12 protein-coding genes are annotated in these 14,182 nt (G+C 64.1%); 7 read left to right on the plus strand and 5 right to left on the minus strand.

All coding sequences use genetic code 11. The features are described 5' to 3' along the window. Position 1 precedes the first annotated feature (1 nt). Together X733_RS146885 and X733_RS146880 are read right to left on the minus strand one after the other, a co-directional pair. Entirely contained in the window at positions 2–871 is an 870-nt protein-coding gene (locus X733_RS146885; protein ID WP_023819211.1) for an aldose 1-epimerase, read from the minus strand. A 71-nt stretch (positions 872–942) separates the two neighbouring features. After that, the gene (locus X733_RS146880; protein ID WP_023819212.1) at positions 943–2,487 is read right to left on the minus strand and encodes a helicase HerA-like C-terminal domain-containing protein; all 1,545 of its coding nucleotides are present in this window, start codon (positions 2,485–2,487) and stop codon (positions 943–945) included. 349 nt (positions 2,488–2,836) lie between these two features. Between X733_RS146880 and X733_RS146875 the strand changes: the two genes are divergently transcribed. The 3 genes from X733_RS146875 to X733_RS146865 all read left to right on the plus strand — a co-directional run bounded on the left by X733_RS146875 (position 2,837) and on the right by X733_RS146865 (position 6,697). Further along, complete coding sequence (locus X733_RS146875; RefSeq protein ID WP_023752759.1) at positions 2,837–4,279, plus strand: methylmalonyl-CoA mutase subunit beta; 1,443 nt, start codon at positions 2,837–2,839, stop codon at positions 4,277–4,279. Continuing rightward, on the plus strand, positions 4,276–6,396 hold the full coding sequence (gene scpA / locus X733_RS146870) for a methylmalonyl-CoA mutase (protein WP_023752760.1): 2,121 nt from the start codon (positions 4,276–4,278) through the stop codon (positions 6,394–6,396). Before X733_RS146875 ends, scpA begins: the two co-directional genes overlap by 4 nt. A 64-nt stretch (positions 6,397–6,460) precedes the next feature. Next, positions 6,461–6,697 (plus strand): AbrB/MazE/SpoVT family DNA-binding domain-containing protein, encoded by a 237-nt coding sequence (locus X733_RS146865; protein ID WP_023742676.1) that lies wholly within the window; start codon positions 6,461–6,463, stop codon positions 6,695–6,697. A gap of 7 nt (positions 6,698–6,704) precedes the next feature. Here the strand turns inward: X733_RS146865 and greA are convergent, their stop codons facing one another. Continuing rightward, on the minus strand, positions 6,705–7,178 hold the full coding sequence (gene greA, locus X733_RS146860) for a transcription elongation factor GreA (RefSeq protein WP_023742677.1): 474 nt from the start codon (positions 7,176–7,178) through the stop codon (positions 6,705–6,707). A 137-nt stretch (positions 7,179–7,315) separates the two neighbouring features. On the opposite strand from greA, the gene X733_RS146855 reads away from it, so the two are divergent. Then, on the plus strand, positions 7,316–8,671 hold the full coding sequence (locus X733_RS146855; RefSeq protein ID WP_023752761.1) for a TIGR03808 family TAT-translocated repetitive protein: 1,356 nt from the start codon (positions 7,316–7,318) through the stop codon (positions 8,669–8,671). Here the strand turns inward: X733_RS146855 and X733_RS146850 are convergent. Then, positions 8,664–9,668, minus strand: a complete 1,005-nt coding sequence (locus X733_RS146850) for an asparaginase (RefSeq protein ID WP_023752762.1) — start codon at positions 9,666–9,668, stop codon at positions 8,664–8,666. The two genes, X733_RS146855 and X733_RS146850, sit on opposite strands and share 8 nt — an antisense overlap. 27 nt (positions 9,669–9,695) lie before the next feature. After that, positions 9,696–10,862, minus strand: coding sequence for an acetyl-CoA acetyltransferase (locus tag X733_RS146845; RefSeq protein ID WP_023752763.1), 1,167 nt, complete (start codon positions 10,860–10,862; stop codon positions 9,696–9,698). 188 nt (positions 10,863–11,050) lie between these two features. Here X733_RS146845 and betI point away from each other — a divergent pair, with 188 nt between their 5' ends. Genes betI through X733_RS146830 form a run of 3 tightly spaced genes read left to right on the plus strand, consistent with a single transcriptional unit; the run spans position 11,051 to position 14,180 of the window. Continuing rightward, on the plus strand, positions 11,051–11,641 hold the full coding sequence (gene betI / locus X733_RS146840; protein ID WP_023752764.1) for a transcriptional regulator BetI: 591 nt from the start codon (positions 11,051–11,053) through the stop codon (positions 11,639–11,641). 8 nt (positions 11,642–11,649) lie between these two features. Further along, entirely contained in the window at positions 11,650–13,179 is a 1,530-nt protein-coding gene (gene betC / locus X733_RS146835; RefSeq protein WP_023819213.1) for a choline-sulfatase, read from the plus strand. Next, the gene (locus X733_RS146830) at positions 13,176–14,180 is read left to right on the plus strand and encodes a threonine/serine dehydratase (protein WP_023752766.1); all 1,005 of its coding nucleotides are present in this window, start codon (positions 13,176–13,178) and stop codon (positions 14,178–14,180) included. Before betC ends, X733_RS146830 begins: the two co-directional genes overlap by 4 nt. Positions 14,181–14,182: the final 2 nt, after the last annotated feature.

Raw genomic sequence — 14,182 nt, forward strand, 5'->3', positions numbered from 1 at the left:
ATCAGAGCGAAGCAGCGGAACGCCAATCGAGGCGCATGTTTGCACTCAGTGTAGCGCCGTGCTCAAGCGGGGTCAGCCCTTTGCCGTGATGCGCATCGACGGTATGCGACACCGGCTCGAAGCAGAAGAAATCGGCATCCTGCGACGGCGAATAGAGGATGAAGACGTCGAGCAATGGCGAGGCGGTGAGCGAGATGGCGATCCTGTCCTCGGGCCGGGTGATCCTGGCGCGGCGGTCCCAGCCGTCGAAGGCGTTGTTGACCCAGCTTCGCGGCAGCAGGGAGGCGTTCGAGAAATTCCACGCGGGGTAATCGGCCACCGGCGCGACGCCGACCGGCAGATGATGCTTGTCCTCCAGCCAGACCCGCGCCGCCTTCGCCTCGAGCGTCGTTCCGACGCTGCGCGGGAACCAGGGATGAAAGCCGAGCCCGTAAGGCAGGCGAATGCCGGTGCGATTCTCCACCGTGAGCGTGGCATGCAAGGCCCCGTCATGCAGCGCATAGGCGACCCGCGCCTTATATCGGTAGGGGCCGATTTCACCGGCGTCGAGGACCAGTTCCGCCTCGGTGGCGCTGTGGCTGGCAATCCGCCACTCCCTCTGGAAGCCGTCGCCATGGATTGGAAAGGCCTCCCCCGGCACGTTCGGCTCGATCGCATGGAAGCGGCCGTCGAAGGCGAAACCGCCGCCTGAGATGCGGTTCGACCAGGGAACCAGAAGCTGGCAGCCGGAGGCGCCGGTGCCATCGTCGGGGCGGAGCAGCGGCACCGTTGCGCCGCAGACCAGTGCGTCGAAGCGGGCGATCCCTGCGCCCTTTTGCGGCGCCAGGACCAGACGGGCGCGGTCGTCGCGCAGTTCCAGGAGGCCGGCCATCCCTTACCAACCGCCGTCGATGGCGATGTTCTGGCCGCTGATCATGTCCGAGGCGGGCTGGCTGACACTTTTCACCGCCCCCTGGACAGGCTGCCCAGAATCCCGCGCACGATCGCGCGGCCGACCGACGAGCCGACCGAGCGCACCACCGCTTTGATCGCGGCTTCGGCCACCGTCTGGCGGTTGGACGGGCGCGGCGCCGGGGCGCGGCGACCGCCTGATTGCTGCGGCGGCGGATCGTCATTGCCGAAGCCCGGAATGGTCCAGCGCGAGCGCCCGCTGTCGGCCTGCTGCGCCTGCTCGTCCTGCGCATCCCTGGCTTTCTTCTGCAGCATCTCGAAGGCCGATTCGCGGTCGATGGTCTGGTCGTACTGGCCGGCGACCGGGCTCTGGTCGATCAGCTTGCGGCGCTCGTCCGCCGTGATCGGGCCAAGCCTGGACGATGGCGGCCGGATCAATGTCCGCTGCACCATGGACGGCACGCCCTTGACCTCCAGCGTCGAGACCAGCGCCTCGCCGGTGCCGAGCTGGGTGATGGCGGTGGCGCAGTCGAAATCGGGATTGGGCCGGAAGGTGTCGGCGGCGGTCTTGACCGCCTGCTGCTCACGCGGCGTATAGGCGCGCAGCGCGTGCTGCACACGGTTGCCGAGCTGGGCGAGAACCTTTTCAGGGATGTCCAAAGGGTTCTGCGTGACGAAATAGACGCCGACGCCTTTCGAACGGATCAAGCGAACCACCTGCTCGACGCGGTCGATCAGCACCTTCGGCGCCTCGTCGAAAAGCAGATGCGCCTCGTCGAAGAAGAACACCAGCTTCGGCCTTTCGGGATCGCCGACCTCGGGCAATTGCTCGAACAGTTCCGACATCAGCCAGAGCAGGAAGGTGGCGTAGAGCCTGGGGTTCATCATCAGCCTGTCGGCAGCGAGCACGCTGATGGCGCCGCGGCCGTCGCGGGTGGTGCGCATGATGTCGGCGATGCGCAAAGCCGGTTCGCCGAAGAAATGCGCCGCGCCCTGCTGTTCCAGCACCAGAAGCGTGCGCTGGATTGCGCCGACCGACGGCTTGGTGACATTGCCGTAGCGCGAGCTGATCTCGTCGGCGCGCGCTGCGATGTTGGCCAGCAGCGCTTGCAGGTCCTTCATGTCGAGCAGCAGCAGGCCATCCTCATCGGCGATGCGGAAGGCGATGTTCATGATGCCTTCCTGCGCTTCGGAGAGGTTCATCAGCCGCGACAGAAGCAGCGGCCCCATTTCCGAGACGGTGGCGCGGATCGGATGGCCCTGCTCGCCGAACAGGTCCCAGAAGATGACCGGGAATTCCTGGAAGTCATAAGGGTCGAGCTTGACCTGCTCGGCCCGCTTGACCAGGAAATCCTGCGCCTTGCCCATCATGGCAATGCCGGACAGGTCGCCCTTGATATCGGCGCAGAACACAGGCACGCCGGCATTGGAAAACCCCTCGGCCAGGATCTGCAGGCTGACTGTCTTGCCGGTGCCGGTGGCGCCGGTGATCAGGCCATGGCGGTTCCCATATTGCAGCAAGAGCTGTTCGGCGCGCTGATAGCTGTCGTCGGGCTTGCGGCTGGCGCCGAGGAAAATGCTGGTGTCGTCAGCCATATGACCATGTCTCCGCAAACTGATGTGTTAAAAGCCTGTGGCCGTGCCGCAGGGTATAGTCAGGCCATTGCGCAGCGACAATGCTATTCTCCAATTGGGCTATCCATCCAGTTGGCTATTCATCCAGATTGGGCCAATCGTCTAAATTGAACCAATCCTCCAAATCGGTTTTTGGAACTTGCGGATTTTGCCGCTGTTTGGCAATCGTTCCATGGTTCGTCCACGCAGGCTGCCCTATGTCAGGGAAGCGAATCCCAACCGCGCAAGCGCATTGCATTGCGATATCTGGCAGGGAACCGTAGACTGGACGGCTGACGCTGGTGCGGCCGCATAAAAACGAGGAACATGGATGGGCGCCGGAGCCTTGACCAGGACTGTCGAACCCGCTGATGTCGAGCGCCAGCGTTGGCTGGCCTTGGCCGAAAAGGCGCTCGCCGGCGCCTCCTTCGAGGAAAAACTGGTCTCGCATACTGACGATCAGATTCGCATCGAACCGCTCTACGATCGCGCCGGCGGCGCCGAGCCGCTTGTGCGCGCCAACCCCAAATTGCCCTGGATTGTCAGCCAGCGCATTGACGATCCCGATATCGGCCGCGCCAAGGCGCAGGCCCTGGACGATGTGGCACAAGGCGCGACGGGATTGTCGCTTGTCTTCGAGGGTGCTCCGAATGCGTTCGGCTATGGCCTGCCGAGGACGGCGCAGGCGCTGGAGACGGTGCTGGACGGCGTACCGCTCAACCGCACGCAGATCCGCATCGACGCCCATCCCTGGAGCCGTGCCGTTGCCGACTGGCTGGTGGCGTTCCTGAGCAAGCGCCGCTCCGACCCGGCAAAGCTGAACCTTTCCTTCGGCATCGACCCGGCGGCAATCTTTGCCGGAACCGGCCGGCTGCGCATGTCGATCGAGGCGTTGCAGGCATCGATGCCGCAATCGCTGGCGCATTTCTTCTCGCTGGGCGTGCCGGGTGTGCTGCTGGAGGCAGACGGGCGGGTGTTCCACAATGCCGGCGCCACGGAGGCGCAGGAACTCGGCACCATGCTCGCTTCCGCCGTGTCCTACCTCAGGATGTTCGAGGATGCGCGCCAGCCGCTTGTCTATGCCGCTCCCCATATCGGCTTTGCGCTGAGCGTCGACCAGGACCAGTTCCTGTCCATGGCCAAGGTCCGGGCGTTGCGCAGGCTGTGGGCACGTATCCAGGAAACCTGTTCCATCCCGGCATCGACAGCCAACATCCATGCCGAGACGTCGTTCCGCATGATGACGGCGGCGGATGCCGAAACCAACATCCTGCGCACCACCATCGCCAGCTTTGCAGCGGCAGCAGGCGGCGCGGACTCGATCTCCATCCTGCCACACACCATCGCCCTCGGGCTGCCGGCCGGCTTTGCCCGCCGCATCGCCCGCAATGCGCAGTTGATCATGGCCAATGAAAGCCATATCGACCATGTCGCCGACCCAGCATTTGGGTCGGGCGCAGTCGAGGCGGTGACCCTGGGCCTGTGCGAAGCGGCGTGGGAAGAGTTCCAGCGGATCGAAGCGGAAGGCGGCGTTCTGGCAAGCCTCCAGCAAGGGCATATCCAGAAGCGCGTGAAGGCAGCATCCGAGCGCCGCGCCGGGGCCTACCGGTCGGGTGAACGGGCAATCATCGGCACCACGCTTTACCCGCTGAAAAACGATGCCCCGGTCGAGACGCTGGCGGCTGAGCGGCGGCCGCCTTTCACAGAGGGCGTGGCGGTGTGCGAGGCGCTGTTTCCCGTCCGCATCGACCAGGCAATCGGGGCCGCACAGTGATCCCGGATTTCAGCCATATTGGCTGGTCGGCTCCACGGCGAGCGCCGGTCGAGGTCAAAGGCCAGCGACTGACGCCGGAGGGCATCGCCGTCAAGCATCTCTACAGCCAGGGCGATCTCAAGGGGCTGCCGCATCTCGACACCTATCCGGGAATGCCGCCCTTCGTGCGCGGTCCCTACCCGACCATGTATGTCCAGCAGCCGTGGACGATCCGGCAATATGCCGGCTTCTCGACGGCCGAGGAATCCAACGCCTTCTACCGGCGCAATCTCGCCGCCGGCCAAAAGGGCCTTTCGGTCGCCTTCGATCTGCCCACCCATCGCGGCTATGACAGCGACCATCCGCGTGTATCAGGCGATGTCGGCATGGCGGGCGTGGCCATCGATTCCATCCTCGACATGCGGCAATTGTTCGACGGCATCCCGCTCGACGAAATGACGGTGTCGATGACCATGAATGGCGCGGTGCTGCCGATCATGGCGCTCTATATCGTTGCGGCCGAAGAACAGGGCGTTGCGCAGAAGGATCTCGCCGGCACCATTCAGAACGACATTCTGAAGGAGTTCATGGTCCGCAACACCTACATCTATCCGCCGAAGCCCTCGATGCGGATCGTGTCTGACATCTTCTCCTATACCTCCCAGCACATGCCGAAGTTCAATTCGATCTCGATCTCCGGCTATCACATGCAGGAGGCCGGCGCGACCGCGGACCTGGAGCTCGCCTACACCATCGCCGACGGCATCGAATATGCCCGCGCCGGCGTCGCCGCCGGGCTCGACATCGACCGTTTCGCCCCGCGGCTTTCCTTCTTCTGGGCGATCGGCATGAACTTCTTCATGGAGATCGCCAAGCTCCGCGCGGCGCGCCTGTTGTGGGCGACCCTGATGCAGAAGAATTTTGCACCGAAGGACGAACGCTCGCTGTCGCTGCGCACCCATTGCCAGACCTCCGGCTGGTCGCTGACGGCGCAGGACCCCTACAACAACATCACCCGCACCATGATCGAGGCGATGGCGGCGACGCAGGGACACACCCAGTCGCTGCACACCAACTCCTTCGACGAGGCGATGGCGCTGCCGACCGACCACTCGGCCCGCATCGCCCGCAACACGCAGCTGATCCTGCAGAAGGAATCCGGTACCACCCGCATCATCGATCCGTGGGGCGGCTCGGCCTATATTGAACGGCTGACGCACGATCTGGCGGCGCGTGCGCTCGCCCATATCGAAGAGGTCGAGGCGCTTGGCGGCATGGCGGCGGCAACCGAACAGGGCATTCCAAAACTGCGCATCGAGGAAGCGGCGGCGCGCACGCAGGCGCGTATCGATTCCGGCGAGCAGATACTGGTTGGCGTAAACGCGCATCGCCCCGAGAACGACATCGACGTCGACGTGCTGAAGATCGACAATGCCGAGGTCAAGGCCCGGCAATTGTCGAAGCTGCAGAACCTGAAAGGCACGCGCAATGTCGGCGCGGTCGAGAGCGCGCTCGATGCGCTGACCCGCGCTGCGCAGGGTAACGAAAACCTGCTGGAATTTGCCATCCGCGCCGCGCGCGCCTATGCCACGGTCGGCGAGATCTCGCTGGCGCTCGAAAAGGTCTTTGGCCGTCACGTCGCCTCGGTGCAAACGATCTCCGGCGTTTATCGCAATGCGCTTGGCGACAATCTGACGGTCGACCGATTGCTGGAGAAGCTCGAAGCTTTCGAGAAGAAGTCCGGCGGCAAGCCGCGCATCCTGGTCGCAAAGATGGGACAGGACGGCCACGACCGTGGCCAGAAGGTGATCGCCACGGCCTTCGCCGATCTCGGCTTCGACGTCACGGTCGGCGCGATGTTCCAGACACCCGACGAGATCGCGAGACTGGCGGTCGCGCAGGACGTCCATATCATCGGTGCCTCGTCGCTGGCGGCGGGGCACCTGACACTGATCCCCGAACTACGCGACGCGCTGAAGAAGCTCGGCCACGCCGACATACTGATCGTCGCCGGCGGCGTCATCCCGCCGCAGGATTACGGCGCAGTGCTGGAAGCGGGTGCCGCGGAAATCTTCCCGCCAGGGACGGTTATCCCGGAGGCTGCGGATCGGTTGCTGGACCGGCTGCTGGCGAGCTGATTGAAACAGTTGCACTGCTTATCAAAGTTGCGTTACAATATCGGGCGCAACCTATGGTATAGCTATGAACACCATCATTCACGGACTTGAGGACGGATCGGGCGTTGTAATCCTGCCGCGGGAAACTCTCGACAGCTTGGGCCTGCAAATGGGCGATGAACTCCAGATCATCGAAACCGACGACGGCATCATCCTAAGGCCGGTGCCGTGTGACGACGTCGAACGGCAAATACGTGCTGCTCGCGATGTCATGGACAAGTATGAGCCCGCGTTGCGAAAGCTGGCTGTGCAAATAGGGTGAGCTGGCGTCAGGCGTCCGACAGCTTGAGGATTTCCCATTCCTTGCCGTTGACGCTTGCGACGTCGCCGACCTTCTTGCCGAACAGCGCCACGGCCATTGGCGAGACGTGTGAGATGCTGCCCTTTGAGGGGTCGGCCTCGTCCTCGCCGACTATCTTCCAGTGCACTTTCTTGCCGTCATCGCCTTCCAGCGTGACACCCATGCCGAAGCGCACCTGATCGCTGCCCGGTTCCGGCACGGAAAGCTCGGCGCTTTCGCGGCGCGCTGTCCAGTAGCGCAGGTCGCGCGAGACAACGGCAATGCGCTCGCGATCGGCTTTTCGCTCGGCTTTCGCCAAGATGTCGCGCAGATCGGCCAGATTGTCCTCGATCATCGCCAGGCCGCGCTCCGTCACCAGATTGCGGTGTTGGCTGATCGGCCGCTCGCCGATGCCGGCAATGGCGTTTTCGCTGTCTTCCTCGCGGGTAAAAGCCCTGCTCATCGGATAAACTTAGGCCCGCTTCGGCGACTGTACAAGCCAGTTGCCTGACCGATCATTGACCGGGCTACGGCGGAGCGGAGCCTATGCGGCTGGCCCAATTCCTGCGAAGAACCGTTTCATCGCAGGGATCTGTGCCGATGTTGAACAGACGAACGCTTCTCAAGGGGACTGTCGGCTTTGCGGTGCTCGGCCTTTCGTTGGACAACGCCTTGGCGAAGACGGCAGCGCTTGGCTCGATCAATGCCGCCGAGCTTGGCGTGGAGCCGGACGCACCGGACGACCAGAGCAGGGCCTTCGCCAGGATGCTAGCCGAGGCAAGCCAGCGCAATGCGCCGGTGTTCCTGCCGCCGGGCACCTATGTCGTGTCCAACCTGACCCTGCCCGCCCGCGTCAGGCTTTCGGGCGTGCCGGGCGCCTCGCGCATCCTCTATGGCGGCAATGGCCATTTGCTGACGGCCGAACAGGCCGAGCATATAGAGTTCACCGCATTGGTCTTCGACGGCGCCAACGGCGGGCTGGCCGACGATGCGCAAGGCCTGCTCGACCTGCGCCGCGTCGCCCATCTCGTCATCGACAATTGCACGATCACCGGCAGCTGCAAGCATGGGCTGGCGCTGGAGCATGCGTCGGGCCGCGTCGAGCGCTCCGAGATTTCGGGGGCTGCGGACGCCGGCATCTACTCCGTCGAGGCCGCTGGCCTGGCGATATCCGATAATGCCGTATCCGACTGTGGCAATGGCGGCATTCTTGTCCATCGCTGGCAGCAGGCCGAGGACGGCACGATCGTCAGCGGCAACCGCGTGCAGCGGATCGGCGCGCGCAGCGGCGGCACCGGGCAGAACGGCAATGGCATCAACGCATTCCGTGCCGGCAATGTCTCGGTCACCGGCAACATCGTCTCGGACTGCGCCTTCTCGGCAATCCGCGCCAACAGTTCCAGCAATCTGCAGATGACCGGCAACACCTGCTCGCGGTCGGGCGAAACGGCGCTCTATTCCGAATTCTCCTTCGAAGGCGCCATCATCGGCAACAACATCGTCGATGGTGCCGCTAACGGCATCTCGATCGTCAATTTCAACGAGGGCGGCCGTATGGGTGTCTGCTCGAACAACATCGTGCGCAACCTCTCGACCGCCGGCCCTTACCCCGCCGACGCGCCGGGCTTCGGCGTCGGTATCAGCGTCGAGGCCGACACCACCGTCTCGGGCAATGTCATCGAGAACGCGCCGCTCTACGGCATGCAGATCGGCTGGGGCGCTTATATGCGCAATGTTGTGGCGACGGGAAACATCATCCGTCAGGCCGGAACCGGCATCGCCGTCACTGTGGTAGAAGGCGCTGGGAACGCCATCATTTCCGACAACGTCATCGACGGCGCCAAGAACGGCGCCATCATCGGCCAGCGCTGGGCCGAACCGGCGACCGGCGACCTCGCGCGGTCAAGCGTAAGCGGCTATGCGCATCTGACGGTCGAGCGAAACAGGGTCAGCTGAGCGCCGTCGTCGGCCGCAGCGAGCCGACCTTGGCGCCGATGCGGCTTTCGATCGGCGGATTGGCCCGCTCCAGAAGGTTCGCCTCCAGTGCGCCGTCGGCGCTGAGAAGTTTTGCCAGCACAGCGGCAATCATCACCTCGGCGGCGCGGCCGGCGCCGTCATCACATTTTAGCGCGATGCCGAGGCCAAGCTCCGGAACGGCAGCGCAATAGACACCCTCGGCGCCCGTCTTGACGAATATGCGGCCGGGCGCGGCCTGCATCAGCGCCACATCCACTTTGCCGGTGCCGGCGACCAGGAAAGGCTCGGCCATACAGGCAGACAGCAGGCGTTTGGCCGCCTTGGCGCGCTCAGGGCCAAGGCTCCTGCCCGTCGCCATGCGGGCAAAGCCAAGGGCAAAACTTTTCAGCGGCACGGCATAGGTGGGGATCGAGCAGCCATCGGTTGCCCGGTGATCCGCATCGTGGGCAGCGCCGGTCACCGCCTGCATGGCGTCGCGCACCATCTCCTGCAAACCATGGCCTGCCTTGACGTAGCCTTGGTGGGCAATCCCTGAGTGCACGCAGGTGCAGAGAAATCCGGAATGCTTGCCCGAGCAATTGTTGTGCAGTGCGTTCGGCGAGACGCCTGTGCGGGCCAGTGCGATCGTCGCGTCGTGGCTCGACGGCCAATGCGCGCCGCATTCCAGCGCCGACTTGTCGAGCCCGGCCTTGGCCAGCATCGCCTGCGCCAGTTCGACATGCGCGGGTTCGCCCGAATGCGAAGCGCAGGCCAGCGCCAGTTCGCGGTCGCCGAAGCCGTACGCATCGGCGGCACCCGTTTCAACCAGCGGCAGCGCCTGGATCGCCTTGACCGCCGAGCGCGGAAACACCGGCCGCGCCGTATCGCCGATCCCCAGGACAGGCTTGCCGTCACCGTCGAAGATTGCGACAGCGCCGCGATGGGCGCTCTCGACGATCGCGCCGCGCAAGACTTCGACCAGAACCGGATTTGTCATCACCACCCCGAAATATACGGGCCGCTTCTACCTGATCCGGTCGAGGATGGAAACGTAGTTGGCGACGGCAGCGCCACCCATGTTGAAGATGCCGCCAAGCTTTGCGTCCGGCACCTGGATGCCGTCTGCTTCGCCGGTCAACTGCATGGCGGTCAGTACATGCATCGACACACCGGTGGCGCCGATCGGATGGCCCTTGGCCTTCAGCCCGCCCGAAGGATTGACCGGGAGCCTGCCGTCTTTTGCCGTCGTGCCGTCCAGCGCCAGCCTGGCGCCCTCGCCCGGCTTGGCCAGGCCCATCGCCTCATATTCGATGAGTTCGGCAATGGTGAAGCAGTCATGCGTCTCGACGAAGGAGAGGTCGTCGAGCGTCACGCCGGCCTTCTTCAAAGCCTGGTTCCAGGCCTGCTCGCAGCCTTCGAAGGACAGGATGTCACGCTTCGACATCGGCAGGAAATCCTGGACATGCTCGTTGGCGCGGAAGGCGACGGCGCGGCGCATCTTCAACGCCGTCGAGGTGTCGGTCAGCACAAGGGCGGCGGCGCCATCGGAAACCAGGGAGCAGTCGGTGCGCTTCAGCGGACCGGCGACGAAGGGGTTCTTCTCGCTTTCCTGGCGGCAGAATTCGTAGCCGAAATCCTTGCGCATCTGCGCGTACGGATTGTCGACGCCGTTCTTGTGGTTCTTGGCGGCGATCATCGCCAGCGCATCCGACTGGTCGCCATAACGCTGGAAATAGGCCTGTGCGATCTTGCCGAAGACGCCGGCAAAACCGGCCGGCGTGTCGCCCTCTTCCGGCAGATAGGAAGCCTTGAGCAGGTTCTTGCCGATCTCGGGGCCGGGCGTCGTCGTCATCTGCTCGGCACCGACCACCAGCACGATGCGGGCGGCATTGGCGTCGATGGCGCGGATGCCTTGGCGGACCGCTGCCGAACCCGTGGCGCAGGCGTTCTCGACCCGCGTCGCCGGCTTGAAGCGCAGCCGGTCATCGGCCTGCAGCACCAGGCTGGCGGTAAAATCCTGAGGGGAGAAGCCGGCGTTGAAATGGCCGAGCACGATCTCGTCGACCTCGTCCGGGCCAATGCCGGCATGGTCGAGCGCGTCGACCGCGACCTTTGTGATCAGGCCCTCGAGCGTCTCGCCTTCAAGCTTGCCGAAGCGCGAATGCGCCCAGCCGACGATGCATCCGGTCATGGCAACCTCCGTTCGCCGCAAGCCTAACATGTCATAGCGCGGCATCACCCTCTAATATTGTTCAACAGTGAACCGTTTTCCAGTCCAAGGGATGGGCCAGAGCGACACGATCGATTGATCCGAGCGCGAGTTTTTTATTGATTGATCCGTCAATAAAAAATAATCTCTGTTTTGATCTGGATCTCCCAATGCCGAAAGTCGGAATGGAACCGTTGCGCCGCAAGGCGCTCATCGACGCGACGATCTCGGCGATCGGCGAGCGCGGCTCGCTTGATGTGACCATGTCGGAGATCGCCGGCCGTGCCGGTGTATCCTCAGCCCTCGCCCATCATTATTTCGGCGCCAAGGACGAGCTCCTTCTGGCGACGATGCGGCACATACTGGCCGAGCTGACCATCGACATGCGGCGCGCCCTGCAATCGGCCGGCTCGCCGCGCGAACGCGTCTCGGCGGTTGTGGCCGTCAACTTCTCCGACATCCAGTTCCGACCGGAAACCATTGCCGCCTGGCTCGCCTTTTATGTCGAGGCCCAGAAATCATCGGCCTTGCGCCGGCTGCTCAGGGTCTATGCGCGGCGACTACAGTCCAACCTGATGAGCGGACTGATCGGCATACTGCCGCGCAACGAAGCCGACCGCGCGGCGGAAGCGGTCGCGGCGATGATCGACGGGCTGTACATCAGGCGCGCGCTGAAGGACGGCGTGCCGGATGCTCAAACCGCGATCGCGCTGGTCGAAGATTATCTCGAAATCAAACTCGGCGGGCGACAGACACAGTGACAGCCTCAGTGATATCAAGGCGACCCAACATCCTGATCGTCATGGTCGATCAGCTCAACGGCACGCTGTTTGCGGACGGGCCGGCGGACTTCCTGTATGCGCCGCACCTCAAGGCGCTGGCCGCGCGTGCCGCGCGCTTCCAGAACAACTACACGGCCTCGCCGCTTTGCGCGCCGGGCCGCGCCGCCTTCATGAGCGGGCAATTGCCGTCGCGCACCCAGGTCTATGACAACGCCGCCGAATTCGCTTCCTCGATCCCGACCTATGCCCACCATCTGCGCGGCGCCGGCTACTACACTTGCCTGTCGGGCAAGATGCATTTCGTCGGGCCGGACCAGTTGCACGGTTTCGAGGAGCGGCTGACCACCGACATCTATCCCGCCGATTTCGGCTGGACGCCGGATTACCGCAAGCCCGGCGAGCGCATCGACTGGTGGTATCACAATCTGGGCTCGGTCACCGGCGCCGGCGTTGCCGAGATCACCAACCAGATGGAGTATGACGACGAGGTCGCCTTCCACGCGGTGCAAAAACTCTACGATCTTGCCCGCACCTCCGAGGACGAGGCCAGCCGGCCCTGGTGCCTGACGGTTTCCTTCACCCATCCGCACGACCCCTATGTCGCTCGGCGGCAATATTGGGATCTCTATGAAGACTGTCCGGCGCTTGAGCCGGAGGTGGGATTCATCCCCTATGCCCATCAGGACCCGCATTCGCAACGGCTTTACCGGGCCAGCGACTACGACAGTTTCAACATCACGCCGGAGCAGATCCGCCGCTCGCGGCGCGGCTACTACGCCAACATCTCCTATCTCGACGACAAGGTCGGCGAGCTGATGTCAGTGCTGGAGCGAACGCGCATGCTGGACGACACCATCATCCTGTTCTGCTCCGACCACGGCGACATGCTTGGCGAGCGCGGCCTGTGGTTCAAGATGAATTTCTTCGAGGGCTCGGCGCGAGTACCTTTGATGATCGCCGGCAAAGGCATTCCTGCAGGGCTGATCGAGGCGCCGGTCTCCAACCTCGACGTGACGCCGACATTGTGCGACCTCGCCGGCATCGACATCTCCGCCATCGCACCGTGGACCGACGGGCAGTCGCTGCTGCCGCTGCTTGATGGCGAGCCGCGCAGCGCGCCGGTGCTGATGGAATATGCCGCCGAGGGCTCCACCGCGCCGTTGGTGGCGATCCGCGACGGCCGCTACAAATTCATCCATTGCGAGATCGACCCGCCGCTTCTGTTCGATCTCGAAGCCGATCCGCAAGAACGCACCAATCGTGCCACCGATCCGGCGCATGCCGATCTGGTGGCGGCCTTCACGGGAGCCGTACGAGCGCGCTGGGACATGGCCGCCTTCGACGCCGCCGTGCGTACCAGCCAGGCGCGGCGCTGGGTGGTCTATCCCGCGCTGCGCAACGGCACGCATTACCCCTGGGAATTCCAGCCACTGCAGAAGGCGTCGGAACGCTACATGCGCAACCACATGAACCTCGACAATCTCGAGGAACAGAAACGCTTTCCGCGAGGCGAATGATGACAATTGTCCCCTCCCTCGAGCACCTCAGACAGGCCTATGCCGTGACGTCGAAGGCGACGCAGATCACGCCTTTGCTGGAATCGACAGCCTTGGCCAAGGAGACGGGTGCGGCCCGCGTCTTCATCAAACCGGAATCGCTGCAATGGGCGGGATCGTTCAAGGTGCGCGGCGCCTATTGGCGGTTGAAGCGGCTGTCGCCGGATGAGGCCATAAAAGGCGTCGTCGCCTACTCCTCCGGCAATTTCGCGCAAGGGTTGGCAGCCGCCGGCCAGGCGCTCGGCATTCCCGTCACCATCGTCATGCCGCTCGACGCGCCGGCCGCCAAGCGCGATGCGACCGCAGGCTATGGCGCGCGCGTCGTGCTGACCGATCATGGCGAGCGCGCCCGTGAAGAGGTCGCAGCCGCCAAGGCCCGCGAGATTGCCGAGACCGAACGGCTGGCGTTGCTGCATCCATTCGACGATCCGGAGATCGTTGCCGGCCAGGCCGGCGCCGGGCTCGAAGCGCTCGAACAACTCGAGGCAAAGGACGCCAGCGCCGACCTTCTGTTCTGCTCGGTCGGCGGCGGCGGACTGATCGGCGGCATGTCGCTCGCCTTCCACTATCTGTCGCCGGGAACCGAGATCATCGGCGTCGAGCCGGAAGGCTTCAACGGCATGGGTTCATCGCTAGCGCATGGCGCCATCGAGACCATGCCGATCGCGCCGAAATCGATTTGCGACGGGCTGATGTCGCGGCGGCCGGGCGACGCGCCGTTCGCGGCGGTCAAGACCGCCGGCGTGCGCGGCATCACCGTCGACGACCAATCGGTTAGGCAAGCGATGAAGATCGCCTTCGAGCGGATGAAGTTGGTGCTTGAGCCGTCAGGCGCCGCGTCGCTGGCGGCGCTGCTCGGCGGCAAGGTGGATGTGGCGGGTAAAACCGTCCTGGTCATGGCTACCGGCGGCAATGTCTCTCTCGCCGATTTTATTTCGCATATGAACGATGGGCGCATGTGAAC

It is taken from the genome of Mesorhizobium sp. L2C066B000, assembly GCF_000502335.1.
GTDB lineage: Bacteria > Pseudomonadota > Alphaproteobacteria > Rhizobiales > Rhizobiaceae > Mesorhizobium.

Coding starts and splice junctions, on each gene's coding strand:
- X733_RS146855 (WP_023752761.1), top strand. CDS start 7,316: ATGTTGAACAGACGAACGCTTCTCAAGGGGACTGTCGGCTTTGCGGTG.
- greA (WP_023742677.1), bottom strand. CDS start 7,178: ATGAGCAGGGCTTTTACCCGCGAGGAAGACAGCGAAAACGCCATTGCC.
- X733_RS146885 (WP_023819211.1), bottom strand. CDS start 871: ATGGCCGGCCTCCTGGAACTGCGCGACGACCGCGCCCGTCTGGTCCTG.
- X733_RS146865 (WP_023742676.1), top strand. CDS start 6,461: ATGAACACCATCATTCACGGACTTGAGGACGGATCGGGCGTTGTAATC.
- X733_RS146875 (WP_023752759.1), top strand. CDS start 2,837: ATGGGCGCCGGAGCCTTGACCAGGACTGTCGAACCCGCTGATGTCGAG.
- X733_RS146850 (WP_023752762.1), bottom strand. CDS start 9,668: ATGACAAATCCGGTTCTGGTCGAAGTCTTGCGCGGCGCGATCGTCGAG.
- betI (WP_023752764.1), top strand. CDS start 11,051: ATGCCGAAAGTCGGAATGGAACCGTTGCGCCGCAAGGCGCTCATCGAC.
- X733_RS146880 (WP_023819212.1), bottom strand. CDS start 2,487: ATGGCTGACGACACCAGCATTTTCCTCGGCGCCAGCCGCAAGCCCGAC.
- X733_RS146830 (WP_023752766.1), top strand. CDS start 13,176: ATGATGACAATTGTCCCCTCCCTCGAGCACCTCAGACAGGCCTATGCC.
- X733_RS146845 (WP_023752763.1), bottom strand. CDS start 10,862: ATGACCGGATGCATCGTCGGCTGGGCGCATTCGCGCTTCGGCAAGCTT.